Annotated in this window: 19 protein-coding genes; 1 reads left to right on the top strand and 18 read right to left on the bottom strand. The window is 65.1% G+C overall.

Features of this window, described 5'->3' with window-relative positions; translation table 11 throughout:
* Window positions 1-194 precede the first annotated feature (194 nt).
* From AAFL97_RS20905 to AAFL97_RS20985, 17 genes are all read right to left on the bottom strand, one after another.
* Window positions 195-1046: a ParB/RepB/Spo0J family partition protein gene (locus AAFL97_RS20905; RefSeq protein WP_341646567.1), complete on the bottom strand. Its 852-nt coding sequence runs from the start codon at window positions 1044-1046 to the stop codon at window positions 195-197.
* Window positions 1047-1060: 14 nt separating this feature from the next.
* Window positions 1061-1831, bottom strand: a complete 771-nt coding sequence (locus tag AAFL97_RS20910; protein ID WP_068636704.1) for a ParA family protein — start codon at window positions 1829-1831, stop codon at window positions 1061-1063.
* Window positions 1832-1909: 78 nt separating this feature from the next.
* Window positions 1910-2578, bottom strand: coding sequence for a 16S rRNA (guanine(527)-N(7))-methyltransferase RsmG (rsmG, locus tag AAFL97_RS20915; RefSeq protein ID WP_341646568.1), 669 nt, complete (start codon window positions 2576-2578; stop codon window positions 1910-1912).
* Entirely contained in the window at window positions 2575-4500 is a 1926-nt protein-coding gene (gene mnmG / locus AAFL97_RS20920; RefSeq protein WP_341646569.1) for a tRNA uridine-5-carboxymethylaminomethyl(34) synthesis enzyme MnmG, read from the bottom strand. Before mnmG ends, rsmG begins: the two co-directional genes overlap by 4 nt.
* Window positions 4501-4641: 141 nt before the next feature.
* Window positions 4642-5439: an enoyl-CoA hydratase-related protein gene (locus AAFL97_RS20925; RefSeq protein ID WP_341646570.1), complete on the bottom strand. Its 798-nt coding sequence runs from the start codon at window positions 5437-5439 to the stop codon at window positions 4642-4644.
* Between the two features lie 75 nt (window positions 5440-5514).
* A complete protein-coding gene (locus AAFL97_RS20930) occupies window positions 5515-6624 on the bottom strand; it encodes a substrate-binding domain-containing protein (protein WP_341646571.1) in 1110 nt (369 codons plus the stop codon).
* A 92-nt stretch (window positions 6625-6716) separates the two neighbouring features.
* The gene (gene modC / locus AAFL97_RS20935; RefSeq protein ID WP_341646572.1) at window positions 6717-7805 is read right to left on the bottom strand and encodes a molybdenum ABC transporter ATP-binding protein; all 1089 of its coding nucleotides are present in this window, start codon (window positions 7803-7805) and stop codon (window positions 6717-6719) included.
* Window positions 7802-8488, bottom strand: a complete 687-nt coding sequence (gene modB, locus AAFL97_RS20940; RefSeq protein ID WP_341646573.1) for a molybdate ABC transporter permease subunit — start codon at window positions 8486-8488, stop codon at window positions 7802-7804. The genes modC and modB overlap by 4 nt, the downstream gene beginning before the upstream one ends.
* 2 nt (window positions 8489-8490) lie before the next feature.
* The gene (gene modA, locus AAFL97_RS20945) at window positions 8491-9255 is read right to left on the bottom strand and encodes a molybdate ABC transporter substrate-binding protein (RefSeq protein WP_341646574.1); all 765 of its coding nucleotides are present in this window, start codon (window positions 9253-9255) and stop codon (window positions 8491-8493) included.
* Between the two features lie 295 nt (window positions 9256-9550).
* Window positions 9551-10936: an alanine/glycine:cation symporter family protein gene (locus AAFL97_RS20950; protein ID WP_341646575.1), complete on the bottom strand. Its 1386-nt coding sequence runs from the start codon at window positions 10934-10936 to the stop codon at window positions 9551-9553.
* 377 nt (window positions 10937-11313) lie between these two features.
* Window positions 11314-11475 carry a hypothetical protein gene (locus AAFL97_RS20955; protein ID WP_341646576.1) on the bottom strand — a complete coding sequence of 54 codons (162 nt, stop codon included), beginning with the start codon at window positions 11473-11475 and terminating at the stop codon, window positions 11314-11316.
* A 170-nt stretch (window positions 11476-11645) separates the two neighbouring features.
* On the bottom strand, window positions 11646-12866 hold the full coding sequence (gene dpaL, locus AAFL97_RS20960; RefSeq protein WP_341646577.1) for a diaminopropionate ammonia-lyase: 1221 nt from the start codon (window positions 12864-12866) through the stop codon (window positions 11646-11648).
* A gap of 2 nt (window positions 12867-12868) precedes the next feature.
* Window positions 12869-13309, bottom strand: a complete 441-nt coding sequence (locus tag AAFL97_RS20965; RefSeq protein WP_341646578.1) for a RidA family protein — start codon at window positions 13307-13309, stop codon at window positions 12869-12871.
* A gap of 70 nt (window positions 13310-13379) precedes the next feature.
* Window positions 13380-14564: a M20 aminoacylase family protein gene (locus AAFL97_RS20970; protein ID WP_341646579.1), complete on the bottom strand. Its 1185-nt coding sequence runs from the start codon at window positions 14562-14564 to the stop codon at window positions 13380-13382.
* Window positions 14565-14730: 166 nt separating this feature from the next.
* Window positions 14731-15984, bottom strand: a complete 1254-nt coding sequence (locus AAFL97_RS20975) for a Zn-dependent hydrolase (protein ID WP_341646580.1) — start codon at window positions 15982-15984, stop codon at window positions 14731-14733.
* 155 nt (window positions 15985-16139) lie between these two features.
* Complete coding sequence (locus AAFL97_RS20980) at window positions 16140-16622, bottom strand: Lrp/AsnC family transcriptional regulator (protein ID WP_341646581.1); 483 nt, start codon at window positions 16620-16622, stop codon at window positions 16140-16142.
* A 98-nt stretch (window positions 16623-16720) separates the two neighbouring features.
* A complete protein-coding gene (locus AAFL97_RS20985) occupies window positions 16721-17185 on the bottom strand; it encodes an Lrp/AsnC family transcriptional regulator (protein WP_341646582.1) in 465 nt (154 codons plus the stop codon).
* A gap of 170 nt (window positions 17186-17355) precedes the next feature.
* Between AAFL97_RS20985 and leuA the strand changes: the two genes are divergently transcribed.
* Entirely contained in the window at window positions 17356-19068 is a 1713-nt protein-coding gene (gene leuA, locus AAFL97_RS20990) for a 2-isopropylmalate synthase (protein ID WP_341646583.1), read from the top strand.
* 60 nt (window positions 19069-19128) lie between these two features.
* On the opposite strand, the gene AAFL97_RS20995 is transcribed toward leuA, so the two are convergent.
* Window positions 19129-21165 carry a sigma-54-dependent Fis family transcriptional regulator gene (locus tag AAFL97_RS20995; protein ID WP_341646584.1) on the bottom strand — a complete coding sequence of 679 codons (2037 nt, stop codon included), beginning with the start codon at window positions 21163-21165 and terminating at the stop codon, window positions 19129-19131.
* Window positions 21166-21229: the final 64 nt, after the last annotated feature.

Here is a 21229-nt window from a genome sequence, read left to right on the forward strand (position 1 = left end):
CCCAGCTGCCGATTCGGCCGGAGACCGCCGAAAAATCCCGCGAATACTAGGGGTTATCCACAGCAAAGTCAAACCTGAGTTGCATTGCAGCAAACAGCCCGTCAGCTGTCGTATATCTTATAGAAAATATTCGTTTCGTTCGACTGCCGTGTGCAGTCGCGCAGCATTGAGAACCATGCCATGCGCCTTTCCGCTCAGCGCAGCCTTCCGAGCAGGCCGTCGAGCTGGTCCAGGCTGCCGAAGCGGATCGTGACTTCGCCGGCGCCCTTCTTGTTGGCCCGGATCTTCACCGAAGCGCCGATGCTGTCGGCGATCTCTTCTTCCAGCCGCAGCAGGTCGCGGTCCGGCTGATGCGCAGGCTTCTTCTGGCGGGGGTTCAGGATCTGCTGCACCAGGCGCTCGGTGTCGCGCACCGACAACTGGCGGGCGGCGACCTGGTTAGCCAACTGGATCTGGCTGGCGCCGTCGAGCGGCAGCAGCGCGCGCGCATGGCCCATGTCGATGTCGCCGGCCATCAGCAGCTCCTGCACCGGCTTGGCGAGGTTGAGCAGGCGCAGCAGGTTCGATGCCGCCGGCCGCGAACGTCCGACCGCATCGGCGGCCTGCTGGTGGGTCATCTCGAACTCGTCGATCAGGCGCTGGATGCCGCTGGCCTCCTCGAGCGGATTCAGGTCTTCGCGCTGGATGTTCTCGATCAGCGACATCGCCAGCGCCGCTTCGTCCGGGATCTCGCGCACCAGGCAGGGCACTTCTGCCAGGCCGGCGATCTGCGAGGCACGCCAGCGGCGCTCGCCGGCGATGATCTCGTAGCTGTCCTCGCCCACCGGCCGCACCATGATCGGCTGCATGACGCCCTGTGCCTTGATCGAGGCCGCCAGTTCCTCCAACGAGCCCGGGTCCATGCGCGTGCGCGGCTGGTACTTGCCCGGCTGCAGCGCGATCGTCGGCAAGGCCTGCAGCTCGCCCTTCTCGGGTTCGTCGTCCTGGTTGGCCGCCAGCAGCGCATCGAGTCCGCGGCCGAGGCCCTTGAGTCTGGGTTTGTTCATGGTCGTGTCCGGATTCAGAAGGTCCTGGCGCGCTCGATCATCTCGCGTGCGAAAGCCATGTAGGCCTGCGCCCCCTTGGCCGCCCTGTCGAACACCACGCCCGGCATGCCGTGGCTGGGCGCCTCGGCGAGACGGACGTTGCGCGGCACGATGGCGCGGAACACCTTGTCGCCGAAATGCCCTTCGAGCTGGGCGGAAACCTGCTGCTGCAGCGTCATGCGCGGATCGAACATCACCCGCAGCAGGCCGATGATCTTGAGGTCGCGGTTGAGGTTGGCATGCACCTTCTTGATCGTGTTGACCAGGTCGGACAGCCCTTCCAGCGCGTAGTACTCGCACTGCATCGGGATGATCACGCCGTTGGCGCAGCACAGGCCGTTCAGCGTCAGCATCGACAGCGAAGGCGGGCAGTCGATGAGGACGAAGTCGTAGTCGGCGTCGAAGGGCGCCAGCGCATTGCGCAGCCGCTTCTCGCGCTGCTCGAGATCGACCAGCTCGACTTCGGCGCCGGCGAGGTCGCGGTTGGCCGGCAGCACGTCGTAACCGCCGGTCGGCGAAGTGACGCGCACGCCGGCGAGGTCTTCCAGGCCCACCAGCAGCTGGTAGATCGACGCCTTCAGGCCGCGTTTGTCGATGCCGCTGCCCATCGTCGCGTTGCCCTGCGGATCGAGGTCGATCAGCAGCGTGCGCTGGCCGGCCAGTTGCAGCGCGGCGGCGAGGTTGACGCAGGTGGTGGTCTTGCCCACCCCGCCTTTCTGGTTGGCGACGCAAAAAATCTTGGCCATGGTCGAATCAGGCTGTTCCGTTTGCAGGGGCTGTGCGCATGGCGCGGAGCCCCGAGTGTACTTCAATGTTGCGATGCATCAGCCCGTTCCATCCCCGGTGCGGCGAAGAACGAGCAGATGGCGCTCGGCCTCCAGCCCCGGCACCGTCAGCGCGCGCAGCTCGGCCACCGCCCAGCCCGCGGGCAGGGCCGCGATCTCGTCGGCAGGATGAACGCCCTTCATCGCATACAGCGCACCGCCGTCGGCGACGAGATGGCCGGACAGGTTCACGAAGTCGGCCAGGCTGGAGAAGGCCCGCGAAATCACGCCGTCGGCCGCGCCGCCCGGCAGGTCTTCGGCCCGTACCTGCTCCACGCGTTTGTTGAAGACGCCGAAGTTGCCGAGCCCCAGCTCGATCTTCGCCTGCTGCTGGAAGCTCGCCTTCTTGCCGACGGTCTCGATCGAGCTGACGATCAGCCCGGGATTCACGATCGCCAGCACCACGCCCGGCAGCCCGCCGCCCGAACCGATGTCGGCCAGGCGGCCGGCGGCCGGCAGTTGCGGCAGCACGACCAGCGAATCGAGCAGATGGTGGGTGATGACTTCCTGCGGGTTGCGGATCGCGGTCAGGTTGTAGACCTTGTTCCACTTCAGCAGCAGTTCGCCGAAAGCGAGCAGGCGCTCGACCGTCTCCTCGGCCAGCACCAGGCCGAGCTCGGCGATGCCGTCGGCCAGTTGGCCGGCATGAGCCTGCAGCCGTCCGCTCATGCCGCCGGCCTCCGCGCCGCGGCATCCGTACCACCCGTTCGTGCCGCCAGATCACGGCGCTTCAGCCACACCAGCAGCAGCGAGATCGCCGCCGGCGTCACGCCCTGGATGCGGCCGGCCTGGCCGATGGTCTCGGGCCGGTGCAGGTTCAGCTTCTGCTGCACTTCCTTCGACAGCCCGCGCACTTCGGCGTAGTCCAGCTCCGCCGGCAGGCGAGTGGCTTCGGCCTGCGCCTGCTTCGCCACTTCCTCCTGCTGGCGGTCGATGTAGCCCTGGTACTTGGCGGCGATCTCGATCTGCTCGATCACCTGCGGGTCGGTCTCGGCCGCTTCCGGCGCGCCCGGCAGGCTCATCAGCGAGGCATAGTCGGTTTCCGGCCGGCGCAGCAGCTCGAAATAACGCTGCTCGCGCTCCAGCGGCTTGCCCAGCACGCGCTGCTGGTCTTCGGCCGGAATGACCTCGGGCCGCGCCCAGGCCGCTTTCAGCAACGCGCTGCCGCGCTCGATCGCTTCGCGCTTGCGGCAGAAGGCCTCCCAGCGCACATCGTCGACCAGGCCGAGTTCGCGGCCCTTCTCGGTCAGGCGCAGGTCGGCGTTGTCCTCGCGCAGGCTCAGGCGGTATTCGGCGCGCGAGGTGAACATGCGGTAGGGCTCGGACACCCCGCGCGTGATCAGGTCGTCCACCAGCACGCCCAGGTAGGCTTCGTCGCGGCGCGGACACCAGGCTTCGCGGCCCTGCACCTGCAGCGCGGCATTGGCGCCGGCCAGCAGGCCTTGCGCGGCGGCTTCCTCGTAGCCGGTGGTGCCGTTGATCTGGCCGGCGAAGAACAGGCCGCCGATCGACTTGGTCTCGAGACTGGCCTTGAGGTTGCGCGGGTCGAAGTAGTCGTACTCGATCGCATAGCCCGGGCGCAGGATGTGCGCGTTCTCCAGGCCGCGGATCGAGCGCACGATCTGCAGCTGGACGTCGAAGGGCAGCGAGGTCGAGATGCCGTTGGGGTAGATCTCGTGCGTTTCCAGGCCTTCCGGCTCGAGGAAGATGTTGTGGCTGTCCTTGTCGGCGAAGCGGTGGATCTTGTCCTCGATCGACGGACAGTAGCGCGGCCCGACGCCTTCGATGACGCCCGAATACATCGGCGAGCGGTCGAGGTTGGCGCGGATGACGTCGTGCGTCTGCACATTGGTCTGCGTCATCCAGCACGGCAGCTGGCGCGGATGCTGCTCGGCGCGGCCGAGGAAGGAGAACACCGGCACCGGATCGTCGCCCGGCTGCACCGTCATCACCGAGAAGTCGATCGTGCGCGCATCCAGCCGCGGCGGCGTGCCGGTCTTGAGCCGGCCCTGCGGCAGCGCGAGCTCCTTCAGCCGCGCGCCGAGCGACACCGCCGGCGGATCGCCGGCACGGCCGGCGGCGTAGTGCTGCAGGCCCACATGCACCAGGCCGTTCAGGAAGGTGCCGGCGGTCAGCACCACCGCCGGCGCCTCGAAGCGCAGGCCGATCTGGGTCACCACGCCGGTGACGCGGTCGCCGACCACGGTCAGGTCATCCACCGCCTGCTGGAACAGCCACAGATTGGACTGGTTCTCCAGCCGCTTGCGGATCGCCGCCTTGTACAGCACACGGTCGGCCTGGGCACGGGTGGCGCGCACCGCCGGCCCCTTCGAGGCGTTCAGGATGCGGAACTGGATGCCGCCCTCGTCGGTGGCCGCCGCCATCGCGCCGCCCAGCGCATCGACTTCCTTGACCAGATGGCCCTTGCCGATGCCGCCGATCGACGGATTGCAGCTCATCGCCCCCAGCGTCTCGATGTTGTGGGTGAGCAGCAGGGTCGACGCGCCCATGCGCGCCGCGGCCAGCGCGGCCTCGGTCCCGGCGTGGCCGCCGCCGACGACGATGACATCGAAACGAGTGGGGTAGAGCATGATGCGCTCCATGCTGCAAGGCGTGAACAAGGGGCGGGATTCTACGCCGTCGAGCCCGGAAGGGCTAGTTTTTGCCGCCATGTTTCACGGAATTTCACATTCCAAACAGCAGCTTATTCAATACCCGGGTTCATTTTTCACTCAGCGCTTCTGCGCCGCCAGCATGCGATTGACCGCCTCCAGATGCTCCGGCTCGTTGTGGCACATGCCCTGGAAGGCCGCACACAGGTCGAGGAAATCCTTCAGCTCCATGCGCTGCGCCATCTTCATCAGCCGCTTGGTCAGGCGCAGCGCTTTCGGCGGCTGGGCGGCGAAGCGGGCCGCCAGGGCATGGGCGCGCGGCAACAGTTCGTCCGGTGCGACCACGTCCAGTACGATGCCCAGCCGCTTCGCCTCCTCGGCGTCGACGATGCGGCCCGACAGCGTCAGTTCGAAAGCCTGCTGGTAGCCGATCAGGCGCTGCATGAACCAGGCGCCGCCGTCGCCGGGGATGATGCCGAGGTTCAGGAAGGTCTCGCCGAACCTGGCCTTCGTCGACGCGATGCGGATGTCCGCCATGTTGGCCAGGTCGAAGCCGGCGCCGATCGCCGGACCGTTCACCGCGGCAATCACCGGCACTTCCACCGCCTGCATCGCCAGCGGAATGCGCTGGATGCCGCGGCGATAGCGGGTGGCGACTTCGGCGACGTCGCCGGCGAAATCACCGCCGCGCTCGGCCATGTCCTTGACGTTGCCGCCGGACGAGAAGGCCGCGCCGGCACCGGTCAGCACCAGCACCGACACCTCGTCGCAGCGGTTCACCCAGTCGGCGACGGCACAGAGGTCGTCGATCAGTGCCGAGCCGGTCAGGGCATTGCGCAGGTCGTCGCGGTTGAAAGTCAGCGTGGCGACACGGTTTTCGACCGTCAGCAGGGCGTCAGTCAGCGTGGGCAGGTTCATCGCGCAGTCTCCTCGGCATCGTCGTGGCTCGAAGCCGCGATGATGCGCGGATCGGCCGGACCAGGTCCACCCGCATCACGCGGGCACCGTTTTCTCCGCGCGCGGCGTGCGGAAGCGCCACCATGGCAGCACACGGGTCATCGGCAGCACGTCGCCACTGCTCATCGGCGCATAGCCGGGCAGGGCGGACAGCCGGCGCTGCCATTCCTCCATGCGCAGCAAGGCCAGCAGTGCCTGGGTGGCCGGCTGTTCGAGGCTGCTCTTGAGACAGGCGAGGAAATAGTTTTCCTCGACCAGCGGCACGAAATCCAGGCCGCGTATCCGTGCGTTGGCCTCGATGCCGAAACCGGCGTCGGCCATGCCGGTGGCGATCGCGTGCGCAACTGCCGCGTGCGAGGACTCGGCACGTTCGTGACCGCGTATCGACTCGGGTGAAATGCCGGCGTCGGCCAGCAGTTCGTCGAACAGCACGCGCGTACCGGTGCCGAGCGCGCAATTGACGAAGCGCATGCCGTTCCGGGCAAGGTCGCCCAAGGTCCGCAGACCGAGCGGATTGCCCGGCGCCACGATCAGACCTTGGGTGCGGCGGGCGAAACCGATCAGCTTGTTGCGGCCGGGCTGCAGCAGCGGCTTGTAGGTGCGCTGCGACAGCGAACCGCGTGCCGGCTCGATCCGGGTATGGAAGCCCGCCATCTCGCAGCGGCCTTCGTTCAGCGCGCGGATGGCATCGACGCTGCCGGTGAAGCGGATGTCCAGGTGCAGCCGCCGCGCACGCGCCTGCTCGCCGAGCGCGATCAGGGCTTCGTCGTGGCTGGCGAAGAAGGTCAGCACATGGGCAGCATCGTCGAAGGCGATCGCGAAGGCGCGCTCGATGTCGGCGCGCAAGGCCTCGATCTGCGGCAGCAGCCGCGCCTGCGCCTGGCGTTCGGCCCACAGCAGCTTGGCACCGAAATCGGTGAGGCGGGCGGCATGGCCTTTTTCCCAGTGGATCAGCGGCTGGCCGAACTCGGCATCCCAGCGCTTGAGCTCGCCCCAGACGTGGCGGTAGGACAGGTCCAGCTGACGTGCCGCAGCCGAGATCGAACCCCGCTCGCTGACCGCCTGCAGCAGGTCGAGCAGGGGGTTGCGCACCAGCGCGGGGGCCGCATCGGCGCCGAGCGTGTAGTTGAGGCTGACTCTGTGCATGTTTTCCATACCGCGGACGGGAAGCAAGCCATGCATCTGCAGTCCGCCGCCCTCCGCTTTCCCGGCCACCGCCGCCTGGCTGCCGATCATGATCAGGCGATGACCGCCGCGGACTTGACCAGCGCCCACACCGGCAGCCCGGGCCGTATCCGCAATTCTTCCACCGACTTGCGGGTCAGGCGCGAAAGCAGCGCCTGGCCGCCACAGCGAACCCGCACCAGCGCCTGCGATGGATGAACATCCTCCATCACGGCTTCGATAACACCATGCAGATGATTCTGGATGCTGCTGCGCTGCGGCGCCTCCAGTGCCAGGCTGACGTCGCGTGCCAGTACGCGCATGCGCACCCGCGCGCCCTTCGCCAACCCGCTGTCACGCACGAAGATGGCGTGCCCGCCATCGAACCGCACACGGGCGAGGTGCCAGTGCGCATCGCACTCGTCGACGGCGCCTTCGACCACCGCCGCCGCATCTTCGCCGGCCAGTACCGGCAGGTCGCCCTGCGCCAGCACCTCGCCGACCGGCCCCACCGCCAGCACCCGCCCCTGTTCCAGCACCACGACCTGGTCGGCCAGCCGGCTGAGCTCGTCCACCGAGTGGGTGACGTAGAGCATCGGCACGGCAAGCTGGTCGCGCAGGCGTTCGAGCCAGGGCATGATCTCGCGCCTGCGCGGCAGGTCGAGCGAAGCCAGCGGCTCGTCCAGCAGCAGCAGGCGCGGGCGCGTCGCCAGCGCGCGCGCGATCGCCACCCGCTGGCGCTCGCCGCCGGACAGCTGAGCCGGCCGGCGCTTCAATAGAGCGCCGATGCCGAGCAACTCGATCGCCTCGTCCAGCGCCTCCCGTCCGCCCGGCACCTTGGCACGGCGCAAGCCGTATTCGAGATTGCGCCGTGCATCCAGGTGCTCGAACAGGCTGGACTCCTGAAACACATAACCCAGCGAGCGGCGCCAGGTGGGCAGGAACACGCCCTTGGCATCGTCCTGCCACACATCGCCGCCGATGCGGACGAGGCCCGCGCTCGCCCGCTCCAGCCCCGCGACACAGCGCAGCACCGTGGTCTTGCCCGAACCCGAGGCGCCGAACAGCACCGTGATGCCGCGCGCCGGCAGCGTCAGGTCGACATCGACGGAGAACTCCGAGCGCGCCAGGCCGAACCGCACCCGGTTCATGTCCTCGCTCATCGCATGAAGCCTCCGCCGCTGCGCCTGAGCAGGGACAGGCTCAGCAGGATCAGGAAGGAGAACACCACCATGCCGCCCGCCAGCCAGTGCGCCTGGGCGTACTCCATCGCCTCGACGTGGCCGTAGATCTGGGTGGACACGACGCGTGTCTGCCCCGGGATGTTGCCGCCGATCATCAGCACGACGCCGAACTCGCCGACCGTGTGGGCGAAGCTGAGGATCGCCGCGGTCAGCATGCCCGGCCGGGCCAGCGGCAATGCCACGGTGAAGAAGGCATCGAGCGGACTGGCGCGCAGCGTCGCCGCCGCTTCGAGCGGCCGCGGGCCGATGGCCTCGAAGGCGTGCTGGATCGGCTGCACCGCGAACGGCAGCGAGAACACGATCGAACCGATCAGCAGCCCGGTGAAGCTGAAGGACAGGATGCCCCAGCCCAGCGCCTGGGTCAGCTGCCCGACGGGGCCGTGCGGCCCCATCAGCACCAGCAGGTAGAAACCCAGCACCGTCGGCGGCAGCACCAGCGGCAGCGTGACCAGGGCGCCGATCGGCGCCCGCCAGCGCGAGCGCGTCTGCGACAGCCACCACGCCAGCGGCGTGGCGATGACGAGCAACAGCACCGTGGTCAGGGTCGCCAGCTCGAGCGTGAGCCAGATGGCCTGCCAGGCGCTGCCGTCGAGTACCGCCATGCTCAGAGCGCGTAGCCGTAGGAGAGGATGATCTTCTTCGCGGTCTCACCCTTCATGTAGTCCATCAGCGCGGCAGCCGCCGGATTGTCCTTGCCCTGGTTCAGCACCAGCACGTCCTGGCGGATCGGTTCGTACAGATCTTCCGGCACGATCCAGGCCGAGCCTTCGGTGATGCGGCCGTCGGCATACACCTGCGACAGCGCGACGAAGCCCAGCTGGGCATTCTGCGTGGCGGCGAACTGGTAGGTCTGGCCGATGTTCTCGCCCGTCACGAACTTGCTCGCCAGGCTGTCGGCCAGGCCGAGCTTGTTCAACGTCTGCATGGCAGCGGCGCCATAGGGCGCGAGCTTGGGATCGGCGATCGCGATGCGCTCGAACGTGCCCTTGCGCAGGATCTCGCCCTGGTCGTCGACCAGGCCATCCTGCTTGCTCCACAGCACCAGCTTGCCGATGGCGTAGGTGAAGCGCGTGCCTTCCACGCTGCCACCTTCCTTTTCGAGGCGAGCCGGCGTTTCGTCGTCGGCGGCGAACAAGACTTCGAAAGGCGCGCCGTTCTTGATCTGGGCGTAGAACTTGCCGGTGGAGCCGAAGGACAGCACCAGCTTGTGGCCGGTGTCCTTCTCGAACACTTCGGCGATCTTCTGCATCGGCGCGGTGAAGTTCGCCGCCACCGCCACGTTGAGATCGGCGGCATGCAGCGGGGCGCTCAGGAGCAGGCTGGCAAAGAGAAGAAGGGCAGCGGCAGGAGTGGAAGTACGGGATCTCATGTCAGGACTCGCTATTCCGGATTCGAATAACGAGTTTAGCAACTCTCGCTGCTCGGGGGAAAGCCGCTCATGATGAAGATCCCCCCAACGGCATCCCCGCCGCAGCGGGAACACCGGGGGGAAGCATGCCGGGCGAATGCTTTGTACGCATCAGCGCTGCCGCCATGGGTGCAGAGAGGTCGCGCCTGTCGTCCCGCCTTACGAGGCAGCGCGCTCCAACGGACCCGCCATCATGGCGCGCAGGCTCGCTGCAAGCCAGATTTCATCAAACACGGATCAGCTACCAATGGGCTGGTCATTTTTTGACGCGCTCGATGATGTCTTCATCGTAATTCCAGATTGGTTGATTGATTCCTTGGTCCAATTGAGAAAAATAGTCTTTGTAGATGTATCTTACATACTTGAACAACAGGGTCAGGGCAATGATGTTGATGAGGACAATCAAGCCCACCAGAAGATCGATCGACGCCCAGATGGCCTTCAGTTCCACAACGCAGGAAAACAGCAGAACGATGGTCAGAATGATGCGGTATAGCCAGATGGCGGTATTGTGTTTTTTCCGGAATATGTACTTGAGCCCCGCTTCGCCGTAATGGATGTCTGCAACAAGCGTCGTGAAGCCAAACAGGAACATGGCGAAGAACACGATCCAGGCTCCCGCGACCCCGAGCACTTCGCCAAATGCGCTTTGCAGCAGCAGAACGCCTGCATTGCCGGTTTCCAGGGCGCCCGTCAGCAAAATTGCCAGCGCCGTGCAGGTGCAGATGATGATCGTGGTGATGAAGGTCCCCATCATTCCCAGCATGCCTTGGTCGACGGGATGGCGGACATCCGCCGATGCGTGCATGATCGCTGCCACACCATTGCCTGCGTCATTCGAGAACATGCCCCGGGCAACACCGTTGCGGAAAGCCTCAGCCACCGTCCAGCCGATGACGCCGCCCGCAGCGGATTGCGGTGTGAACGCGCTGGTGACGATCGATGAAAACACCCCTGGCACCTGCGGCAGGTTTGTGACGACGATCAGCATCACGATGCTGAAATAGACAATCACCATGGAAGGCACAACATAGGTTGACACGTTCGCCAGGCGCTGCATGCCGCCGATGGTGATGAAAAGTGCCAGCGCAATGACGATCACCCCTGGGATCAGTGGACTGATCGACACGATCTGAGAAAATGAATTGGCAATCGAATGGGTCTGGATGGACGCGATGGCAATCCCGACACCCAGAACATAGAGTGCCGCCATGAATATCGACAGCGCTTTGCTGCGCAGGCCGCGTTCTATATAGTATGACGGCCCTCCGGTATAGCCGGATTGCGGATCTTTCTGGCGAAAAGCCTGGCCAAGCAGTGTCTCGGAAAAGGTGATGACCATGCCAAAAATGGCCGTCATCCACATCCAGAATATCGCGCCCGGGCCGCCCATGGCCAATGCGCTGCCTACGCCCACCAAGCTGCCCGTGCCCAGTTGGCCGCCCAGTGCGGCCATCAGGGTGCCAAATCCAGATACGCCGCCCGTTGCGCTCTGGATGCTGCGCTGCATGGTTTTGATCGAACGTGAAAAATGGCGAATTTGAGGCAACCCGAGCCGGATGGTGAAATAGGCACCGACAGCCAGCAAGGCATAGCCTATGACATTGGCCCATAGCCAATCTGTAATCGTGTAGAGGATCATTGTGGTCACCAAGAAAAAAGTTTCGGAAATGGTCGAGGGCTGATTTCTTTAACAACAACAATGGTCGATCTCTGCCGGAATGACAGGCGGAATGAAATTTCGCGCAAATGTCAATGACATGGTTATTTGTCTCCGATATTTTGGTGTATGAATACCTTGAATGACCCCATGTTCATTGCATGGGATGGCCAAACAAAAGAATTGCAATATGTTTGTGATGCTGAAGATGGTCGCGAAGTGGCCGAATGCGATCACCCGGCGCATTCCAGTGCCGCACTCCTCCCAAGCACGGCGAGGAGCCCCTCATTTGCGGCCACCGACACCTCGACGAAACGCGTCAGGGCAATAGGTGATTTAAAAAGCCAGCATGGTGACGATCAGCAGTGGATAAGCCCTCCGAAGCCTGCATTGGCCGGCAGGAACAGCACGTCAGCACCGATTGCCGTGCCAAACAGGCCCAGCATCCATGCGGTCTCCTGCGATCGCCATTTCTCGGGCGCAAAATCGCCTTGGCGGGCTTTCGCTTGAGTGGCTTCCATGTCCGCCTCCCGCCAACCAGCGTTTCGGGCTGAGCCGGCGTCTCGTTTTTTTGTGCTTGCGGGTCTTCTGCCCGCTTGAGAAACGCCAGCCAGGTACTCCCTGCACGAGACCGCGGGCGTAGCCGGCCGCAGGCCGGCTCTGCTGTTTCGTGGCTCTTGACGATGTCCCGTTATCGGTCGTCGCCTCCGAGCCAGACAATGCTTCGGTAGATGTCGGGAGAGGTGTCTCCTTCGGTGCTGATAAGCAGCACGCGGGATTCCCGGTCGAGCCCAAGCTGGCGCTTCAAGGGATCCAAGTCCGGGTCCTGCATGATGGCGTAGAGCAAACCCGCACCTACCGCGCCGGACTCTCCCGAAACGATGGGCGGATCGCCGTCCGGCGCAGGAGCGGCAAGGATGCGCATGCCATCGGCGGCCACGCGGTCTTCCACCGAGCAGAAGACGTCCGCATGATCCCGGACCAGCGGCCAGCTCACGCTGCTGGGCTCGCCGCAAGCCAGGCCCGCCATGATCGTGGGCATGCTGCCGGATACGATCTCCGCCCTGCCGTCGACCGTCCGCGCGGAGCGGAACAGGCAGTCCGCCTGATCGGGCTCGACAATGACGATGCGCGGCGGTTCGTTCCCCGCGCGCGACAGGCAATACCCCATGATGGCCGCAGCGAAGGAACCGACGCCCGCCTGCAGGAACACGTGAGTGGGCCGATCGACGCCCGATTGAGGCAGTTGCTCGTAGGCTTCCGATACCAGGGTCAGGTAGCCCTGCATGATCCACGAAGGAATGGTTTCGTATCCTGGCCAGGCTGTATCCTGCAACAGCACCCAGCCATTGGCCTCAGCCGCTTCGGCAGCCATGCGTACCGTGTCGTCGTAGTTGTGCTCGGTAATGGTGCATTGCGCGCCGTGCGAGCGGATATTTTCCGCACGCACGGGCGAAGAGCCTTTCGGCATGTGGACAATGGCCTTGACGCCAAGCTGCTCCGCCGTCCAGGCCACCCCCCGACCATGGTTGCCATCGGTTGCGGTCACGAACGTCAGGCCCCCGATACGGGCACGTACCGCGGCAGAGCTAAGTTCCTCGTAGGAGCAGACCTCATCGCGGCCCAGCAGGTTTTTGCTGACATGCATCGCGATCGCATAGGAGCCACCAAGCCCCTTGAACGCATTGAGGCCAAAACGCCGCGACTCGTCCTTGACGAAAACGGCGCCCAAGTCCAGCGTCCGGCTCAGGGCCGGCAGCGAGTGCAGCGGCGTCTCGGCATAGCCAGGCAGACCGGCATGGAAACGACGAACCGACCGGGCCACGTCTTCGGAAAGAAACGCCAGAGCCGACGGATCGAGGGAGCGCCGGTGCGCGTTGGCCTGGAATTCAATTTTTCTTCTTGCTGTCATTTTCACTCTCGCATCATTCGTTTGGATTCGCAGCCGGGTGCCTCGACATAGGCCACGGCTTCGATTTCGACACGAGCGTCCCTGGGCAGGCGGGCAGCTTCCACGCATGAGCGGGCAGGCACGCCGTTCAAGCCGAAATAGTCGGTATAGACTTCGTTGAAAGCGGCAAAATCGCTCAGATCCGCCAGGAAGCAGGTGGTCTTGACCACCGTCGCCAGCGACGCTCCGCCGCTTTCGAGTACGGCCTTCACGTTTTCCAGGGACTGCCGTGTCTGCGCCTTGATGTCCTCGCTTTCGATCTGCGACGTACGCGGATCGATGGGCAATTGACCAGAGGTGAAAACCAGGTTGCCAAGCACCACGCCCTGGGAGTAGGGGCCGATGGCGGCGGGTGCCGTGTCGGTCTTGATGTCTTTCTTCATATCCTTGAAGTCGTTTTGCAAGCGTGAGAAGGCCCTGCCTGACCCCCGCCAAGCGGGTCAGGGCAAGGATGGGATGCGGCAGAGAATGGACTCAGGCCTTCAGGCGGCTCCGGGCCAGTTCGGCGAAATAGCGTGATCCGATCGGCAGGATTTCGTCATTGAAGTCGTATTTGCCGTTGTGCAGCGGAATGCTCCCCGGCGTGCCGGGCGCGCCGTTGCCGATGAACACGAAGGCGCCCGGCACCACTTTCAGAAAAGCGCCGAAATCTTCGGAGGCCATTATCGGCGCGGCATTGCCGTCCACGTTTTCCTGCCCTACCACCGCCTGCGCGGCACGAATGGCGACCGGCGTGCATTCGGGCCAGTTCACCGTGGGCACGAACTCATGCGTGTATTCCACTTCGCAGGTCGCGCCATGAGCCGACGCGATGCCGGTACAAATTTCGCGCATGCGCTTCTCCAGCAATGCCTGCACTTGTGGCGAGTAGCTGCGGGTGTCGCCCCTGATTTCTACGTGGCTGGGAATCGCATTGCGAATGCCGTCCGAATGGATTTCAGTACATGACACCACGGCGGAATCCGACGGGTCGACCGAACGCCCAACGATCGTCTGCAGCGCCAGGATGATTTCTGCGGCGATCACCAGCGGATCGATGACCATTTGCGGGCGAGCGGCATGGCCGCCGCGGCCATGAATACGAATGACGAAATTGTCTTCACTGGCCATGATGCCTCCGGCCCGCGTAGCGATATGGCCCGCCGGCATGCCGGGAATGTTGTGGGCGCCGTAGATTTCATCCACCGGAAAACGCTCGAACAAGCCATCGCTGATCATGGCTTTGGCACCCCGGCCGTGCTCTTCGGCCGGCTGGAAGATGAAGCGCACCGTGCCATTGAAGTCGCGACTCTCCGTCAGTATCCGGGCCGCGCCCAGCACCATGGCCATGTGGCCGTCGTGCCCGCAACCGTGCATGCACCCGGCATTGCGAGAGACATGGGGGCGACCTTCGGCCGTTTCGGCCATCGCCAGCGCATCCATGTCGGCCCGCAGGCCGATCACGCCCTTGCCGTCGCCAACCGTCAGGCTGGCCACCAAGCCCGTGCCGCCAATGCCGCGATGCACTTCCAGGCCGAAGCTCTCAAGCACTGCCGCGACGTAATCCGCGGTACGCACTTCCTCGAAGCCGACTTCCGGGTGCTGATGCAAGGCATGGCGCCATTCGACCATCTGTTGCTGCAATGTCTCGTCCCGTGTTCCCACCATGTCATCCTCCATTTCTTATTCGACGCCCGCCATGTGCTGGCTCAGGAAAGTCTAGGCCGCGGGGAATGGAAAATTTCTCTTTTACGCATGGCCAAATGATCAATATTTATCGATGTCCGGATTGGTGGCCGACGCAAAAAGATGTCTTTTCTTCCGCGGAAAAACGAAAAGAATGTGTTCAGTCGGCGGCCAGACGCCGCTGCACCACGTCCAGCAGCACTTGTGCTCCCTGGGCGAGTTGCTCGTCGTCGGTGTGCTCGCGCGGGTTGTGGCTGATGCCGCTGCGGCTGGGCACGAAGATCATGGCGGACGGGGCGATGCGCGCGATCATCTGGGCGTCGTGGCCAGCGCCCGAGGTCATGCGTCGATGAGTGAAGCCGAGGCGCTGGGCGGATGCCTCGATCTCGTCCGCGAGGCCGGCGTCGAAGACCACGGGCTCGAAGCGCACCAGACGTTCGGCCTCGATCTTCACGCCCTCGCGTTCGGCAATGTCCGCAAGGAAGTCGGCCAGGCGCTTTTCGGCGGCCTGCAAGCGGCCCTCGTCGGGGTCGCGCAGATCCACGGTGAACGTGGCCTTGCGGGGGATGACATTGATTACGTCCGGCTCGAAGCTCAGCGAGCCCGTGGTCGCCAGCGTGGTCTCGGGCGCGGCCCCGACCACCTGCTCGCGCAGAAAGGCGATGATCGCCGCCGCCACGTAGCCCGCGTCATGGCGCAGCCGCGTGGGCGTGGTGCCCGCATGGTTCGCCGTGCCATGCACGGTGAGCTTCTGCCAGGAGATGCCCTGCAGGTTCTCGACGACGCCGATCAACTGGCCTTCGGCCTCCAGCACCGGGCCTTGTTCGATGTGCAGCTCCAGATACTCATGCGGCACGATGGAACCCGGCTCCATATCGCCGGCATAGCCGATGCGTACGAGCTCGTCCCCCAGGCGGGTGCCATCCGTGCCGACGGTGTCCAGCGCCGTATCCACGGCAAGCCCGCCCGCATAGACCAGCGACCCCATCATGTCCGGCTGGTAGCGCACGCCTTCCTCGTTGGTGAAGGCGCCCACGACAATGGCACGGGCCGGTTGCGCCCCCGCCGTCCGGTAAGCGCGGGCCACTGCCAGACCGGCCAGCACACCATAGCATCCGTCCAGGGCGCCGGCATTGCACACCGTGTCGATGTGCGAGCCGATCATCAGCGGCCGTCGATCGCCTTCCTCGGTAGCGGCATGCAGAATGCCGAAGAGATTGCCAATACGGTCAACGCGCACATCGAGCTGCAGCTCGCGCATCCATCGTCCTACCAGGTCACGGCCGGCTTTCTCGGCATCGCTCAAGGCGATGCGGGTGCGCCCGCCGGCGACGGGATCCGCGCCGACGGCACCGAGCGTCCGAATCTGTTCGAGCAAGAGGGGAACATCGAGGGAAAGAGAGGTGGCTTGCATGGCGTCTCCTGACAAGAGTAGGTGCCATGGAATAGTATTTCCCTTGAATGCCGACTTTTATTGAATTCAGCCCATTAATCTGAATATTTTATCGCTCTATCGCGCCCACCTCTCCAAAGATCGGTGACCACCCACCGGGAACGAGCGAAGACCGGTCAGACCTGCTTTCTCCCACCGATCGGCAGCGACAAGCCTGTCTTCTCCCGCTTCATCGCCACAAAGGTCTTGAAGCGCTTGACGTTATTGCTCCTGAAGAACAGCTGCCGTGTCAGTGCGTTGTAGTGCTCCATGTTCGTCACGGCCAGAATGAGGACGAAATCCCAATCACCCGTCACGTAGTAGCACTGCTGCACTTCCGCGCACGACAAGAACACACGCCTTGTTGCATCGAGCAAATCGATCCGCTCACTCTCGGCCTCCACACCCACGATGATCGTCAGCGGATAGCCCACCGCCGAGGGCTCGATCTCCACTGTGTAGCGCCTGATCACACCATCCTCGGCCAGCCGCTTGAGCCGGCGGTTGACTGCTGCCGTCGAGAGATTCACCCGCGCGCCCAGTTCCGCCTGAGGCAGGCGCGCGTCTTCCTGCAGTTGCGCCAGCAACTGCAGATCAAAGCTGTCCAGCGTTGATCCCATGACTGTATCCGAGCCTTAAACCAAGCATTGAGGTGCAAAAAAATTCCATTTAATAACAAAATTTCCAGAATTTACAGGGGCTCTGTGAAACATAGCCATCAACCCACCGGCAGCGCGGTGTTGTCGATCACCCGCCGCAGCACGAAGCTCGAATGCACGCCGGTGACGCCCGGGATGCGGGTGATGCGGTTCAGCAGCAGCTCCTGGTAGCCGTCCATGTCGGAGACGATCACCTTCAACTGGTAGTCGGCATCCTGGCCGGTGATCAGCAGGCATTCCAGCACCTGCGGAATCTTCGCCACCTCGCTTTCGAAATGGGTGAAACGCTCGGGGGTGTGGCGGTCCATCGAGATGTGGATCAAGGCCATCAGCGACAGGCCGAGCTTCTTCGCGTCGAGCAGCGCTCGGTAGCCGAGGATCAGGCCGGACTCTTCCAGCGCCCGCAGCCGCCGCAGGCAGGACGAGGGCGACAGGCTGATGCGGTCGGCGAGGTCCTGGTTGCTGATGCGGCCGTCCTGCTGCAGCACTTCGAGAATCTGTCGGTCGTAGCGGTCGAGTTGCATGATCGGCTCCTGAATCTGCTCGATACGGCAGATCATTTCACTTAATCATCAATTTGTGAATCATTCCGCCGTAAAAACCGCTTCCGCACCGCAACAACGCAATCGTCTGCCGCGACCGGGCGGGTAGACTTCTCCCCATCGAATCACGCCACGCCCACGAGGACCGCGCCATGATGCTTCAGAACCCCGCCGCCAAGTACCGCCCCTTCCCCGCCGTCCAGCTTGCCGACCGCCAATGGCCGAGCAAGACCATCGACAAGGCGCCGATCTGGATGAGCACCGACCTGCGCGACGGCAACCAGGCGCTGTTCGAGCCGATGAGCGTGGAGCGCAAGATGCGCATGTTCCGCACCGTCTGCGACATCGGCTTCAAGGAAATCGAAGTCGGCTTCCCGGCCGCGTCGCAGACCGACTTCGACTTCGTCCGCCACCTCATCGAAGGCGGCCACGTGCCCGAGGACGTCACCATCCAGGTGCTCACCCAGGCGCGCGAAGACCTCATCCGCCGCACCATGGACTCGGTGCGCGGCGCCAGGCGCGCCATCGTCCACGTCTATAACGCCACCTCGCCGACCTTCCGCGAAGTGGTGTTCGGCATGGACAGGCCGCAGGTCGTCGAGCTCGCCGTATCGGCGGTACGCCTCATCAAGCAGATCGCCGCCGAGATCGAAGCCGACTGCGGCACCCGCATCTCGCTCGAATACAGCCCGGAAACCTTCACCGCCACCGAACTCGACTTCGCCAGGGAAATCTGCGACGCCGTCACCGCCGCATGGGGCGCGACGCCGGACGACAAGGTCATCCTCAACCTCCCGGCCACGGTCGAAGTATCCACACCCAACATCTACGCCGACCAGATCGAGTGGATGCACCGCAATCTCGCCCGCCGCGACAGCATCGTGCTCAGCCTCCACCCGCACAACGACCGCGGCACCGGCGTCGCCGCGGCCGAGCTCGGCATCATGGCCGGCGCCGACCGCGTCGAAGGCTGCCTGTTCGGCAACGGCGAGCGCACCGGCAACGTCGACCTCGTCACCCTCGCGCTCAACCTCTACACCCAGGGCGTGCATCCGGGGCTCGACTTCTCCGACATCAACGCCGTCGCCCGCACCGTCGAATACTGCAACCAGTTGCCCATCCACCCACGCCACCCCTATGTGGGGGATCTCGTGTTCACTGCCTTCTCCGGCTCCCACCAGGACGCCATCAAGAAGGGATTCGCCGCCCAAAAGGCCGGCGCCCAGTGGAACGTGCCCTACCTGCCGATCGACCCCGCCGACGTCGGCCGCAACTACGACTCGGTGATCCGCGTCAACAGCCAGTCGGGCAAGGGCGGCATCGCCTACCTGCTCGAGACCGAGTACGGCATCGTCATGCCGCGCCGGCTCCAGGTGGAGTTCTCGCGCGAGGTGCAGCAGGTCACCGATGCCACCGGCGGCGAAATGTCGGCCGAGGCCTTGTGGGAGCTCTTCCGCAGCACCTACGTCGATTCCGCGGCGCCGGTGCGCTACGTCGAGCACCACCTGTTCGAGCACGGCGCGGCCCAGGGCATCCGCCTCGTGGTCGAGATCGACGGTGCGCGCCATCTGCTCGTCGGCGAAGGCAACGGCCCGATCGACGCTGCGGTGCATGCGCTGCGCGGCGCCGGCATCGACGTCCAGGTGCGCAGCTACGAGGAACGCTCGATCACCGCGAGCGAGGACGGCGGCAACGCCCAGGCCTGCGCCTTCGTCGAACTGATGCAGGCCGGCGACAACGGCGGCGACCGCTACGGCGTCGGCATCGACGGCAACATCATCACCGCCTCGATCCGCGCCATCGTCAGCGGCGTCAATCGCCTGCAGCCGGCATTCGACGCCGAGCCGGCAGTACGCGCCGCCTGACGGCTCTCGTCTCCATCGACCGCGAAGCCGGCCCGCAAGGCCGGCTTCGCTGCGTCGACTTCAATGCATGCGGCCGATCTTGCGGTAGAGCGTGTTGCGGCTGATGCCGAGCCGGCGCGCGGCGGCCGAGACGTTGCCGCTGACTTCGCGCATCACCGCGGCAATCACCTCCAGCTCGATCTCGCCCAGGCTGCGCGCCTGCGCGGACGGCGCGGCAGGCGCTTCGGCCGCGGGCTGCGGAGCAGCGATCGCCTGCGGGCGGCCGCTTTCGGCGTCGTCCATCGGATCGGCGCCGAACAGTTCCTCGGGCAGGTGGACCGGCAGGATCTCGGTTTCGTCGTCGTCGAGCAGCGCGGCCGCCACCCGGATCACGTTCTGCAGCTGGCGGACGTTGCCCGGCCAAGGGTAGCGTTCGATGAACTCCAGCACCTGCTCGCTGATGCTCACCCTGCCGGCCCGCGGTGAATCGGCCAGCTCGGTTTCGAGGATCTTGGCGACGATGGAGCGGATGTCGGAGCGCTCGCGCAACGGCGGCACGGTGATGGTCAGGCCGTTGACCCGGTAATACAGATCCTCGCGGAAGCTGCCCGCCTTGACCGCATCGCGCAGCATGCGATGGGTGGCGCAGACCAGCGAGATATCGACCGGAATCTGGCGCTGGCCGCCGATCGGCGTCACGCAGCGCTCCTGCAGCACGCGCAGCAGCCGCGCCTGCATGCCCAGCGGCATGTCACCGATCTCGTCGAGGAACAGGGTGCCGCCATGGGCCTGCTGGATCTTGCCGATCGCGCCTTCGCGCCGGGCACCGGTGAAGGCGCCGCCGACGTAGCCGAACAGTTCGGATTCGATCAGGGTTTCGGGAATCGCGGCGCAGTTGAGCGCGACGAAAGGCCCGTCGGCACGCGGGCCGGAAAAGTGGAAGGCTCGGGCGAAAAGCTCCTTGCCTACGCCCGACTCGCCCTGGACCAGCAGCGGGATGTCCTTGCCGTTGATCCGTGCGGCGCGGTCGAGCGCAAGCTGCAGCCGCGGATCGCCGGTCGCCAGGCAGTCCAGCGTGATCTCGCCCGTGCGCCGGTCACAGGGTTTGGCGCTGCGCGCAGGCTGGGTGCGCGCGGCAACCTCCGCCTCGTCGGTGCGCGTGCCGGCGCGGGACATGCCGAGCAGCGGCCCCGCCGCGCGCAGGCGTGAAAACAGGCGCTCGCCCGTGCGCGGCTCCAGCGCCTGGAGCGCATGCGGATCGCGCGCGCAGCGGTCCATGAAGACACCGAACGACACCCGGAACACATTGGAAAAGCCGACGCCTTCGGGACAGACGGGCAACTGCCGCAGCAGCGCCCGGGCAATGCCGTTGGCGCCGACCACGCGCCCGTCCTGGGTCACCGCCAGCAGCCCTTCCTGCAGGCCACCGATGCATTCCGGCCGGCTGTGGATCGCCACCAGGATCTCGCGTGCGTACTGGATCTCGAACAGGCGCTTTTCCAGCATCTGCGCGGCAAGCCTGACGAGGCCGAGCGTGTGGCGCTGGGTGTTGCGGCTGTCGCCGGAGATGTCCAGCACGCCTGCGATCCTGCCTTCCGGATTGAACACCGGGGCAGCGCTGCAGGCCAGAAAACCGTTGCGGTCGAGGAAATGCTCCGCGCCGATGACTTCGACCGGCGCCGCCTCGATCAGCGTGGTGCCGACCGCGTTGGTGCCGCGCGTGCCTTCGCTCCATGAGGCCCCGGGCTGCAGCGCGATGCGCTGCGCGCGGCCGACGAACTCCGGATCGCCGAGGCTGTGCAGGATCACGCCGCGGTCGTCGGCCAGGATGACCATGCTGCCCGAGGCGCGGATCTGCTCGTACACATGTTCCATGACGCCGCTGGCGTTGTTCAGCAGCAGTTCGCTGCGCTCGCGGGCTTCGGCAAGTTCGCTGCGGCCTTCGGGATCGCCGCGGCCACTGGCCAGATAGTCGACGCCGGCATCGCGGCAACGCAGCCACGAACGCAGCACCTCGTTCGGCAGTTCGCCATCCGGGCAAGCCCCTTCCTCGAAAAACTGCCGTCGCGCCTCGGTCACGCGCAACTCGCGCCCGTCGGCGGGCAAAAGCTGGCCCATCGCCTGTCTCCTCCTCATCTCCCCGCTCGATCGTGTTTTTGTGATGCGGGCTGTCCCAAAACTT

This window comes from Thauera sp. SDU_THAU2 (assembly GCF_038260575.1).
Classification (GTDB): Bacteria; Pseudomonadota; Gammaproteobacteria; order Burkholderiales; family Rhodocyclaceae; genus Thauera.

Bases quoted from the DNA above. Each gene is read 5' to 3' on its own strand.
- AAFL97_RS20905 (WP_341646567.1), bottom strand. From the start codon at position 1,046: ATGAACAAACCCAGACTCAAGGGCCTCGGCCGCGGACTCGATGCGCTG.
- AAFL97_RS20995 (WP_341646584.1), bottom strand. From the start codon at position 21,165: ATGGGCCAGCTTTTGCCCGCCGACGGGCGCGAGTTGCGCGTGACCGAG.
- modB (WP_341646573.1), bottom strand. From the start codon at position 8,488: ATGGCGGTACTCGACGGCAGCGCCTGGCAGGCCATCTGGCTCACGCTC.
- mnmG (WP_341646569.1), bottom strand. From the start codon at position 4,500: ATGCTCTACCCCACTCGTTTCGATGTCATCGTCGTCGGCGGCGGCCAC.
- AAFL97_RS20925 (WP_341646570.1), bottom strand. From the start codon at position 5,439: ATGAACCTGCCCACGCTGACTGACGCCCTGCTGACGGTCGAAAACCGT.
- AAFL97_RS20955 (WP_341646576.1), bottom strand. From the start codon at position 11,475: ATGGAAGCCACTCAAGCGAAAGCCCGCCAAGGCGATTTTGCGCCCGAG.
- modA (WP_341646574.1), bottom strand. From the start codon at position 9,255: ATGAGATCCCGTACTTCCACTCCTGCCGCTGCCCTTCTTCTCTTTGCC.
- AAFL97_RS20985 (WP_341646582.1), bottom strand. From the start codon at position 17,185: ATGCAACTCGACCGCTACGACCGACAGATTCTCGAAGTGCTGCAGCAG.
- AAFL97_RS20950 (WP_341646575.1), bottom strand. From the start codon at position 10,936: ATGATCCTCTACACGATTACAGATTGGCTATGGGCCAATGTCATAGGC.
- dpaL (WP_341646577.1), bottom strand. From the start codon at position 12,866: ATGACAGCAAGAAGAAAAATTGAATTCCAGGCCAACGCGCACCGGCGC.
- AAFL97_RS20980 (WP_341646581.1), bottom strand. From the start codon at position 16,622: ATGGGATCAACGCTGGACAGCTTTGATCTGCAGTTGCTGGCGCAACTG.
- AAFL97_RS20975 (WP_341646580.1), bottom strand. From the start codon at position 15,984: ATGCAAGCCACCTCTCTTTCCCTCGATGTTCCCCTCTTGCTCGAACAG.
- AAFL97_RS20910 (WP_068636704.1), bottom strand. From the start codon at position 1,831: ATGGCCAAGATTTTTTGCGTCGCCAACCAGAAAGGCGGGGTGGGCAAG.
- modC (WP_341646572.1), bottom strand. From the start codon at position 7,805: ATGAGCGAGGACATGAACCGGGTGCGGTTCGGCCTGGCGCGCTCGGAG.
- AAFL97_RS20970 (WP_341646579.1), bottom strand. From the start codon at position 14,564: ATGGAGGATGACATGGTGGGAACACGGGACGAGACATTGCAGCAACAG.
- rsmG (WP_341646568.1), bottom strand. From the start codon at position 2,578: ATGAGCGGACGGCTGCAGGCTCATGCCGGCCAACTGGCCGACGGCATC.
- AAFL97_RS20930 (WP_341646571.1), bottom strand. From the start codon at position 6,624: ATGCACAGAGTCAGCCTCAACTACACGCTCGGCGCCGATGCGGCCCCC.
- leuA (WP_341646583.1), top strand. From the start codon at position 17,356: ATGATGCTTCAGAACCCCGCCGCCAAGTACCGCCCCTTCCCCGCCGTC.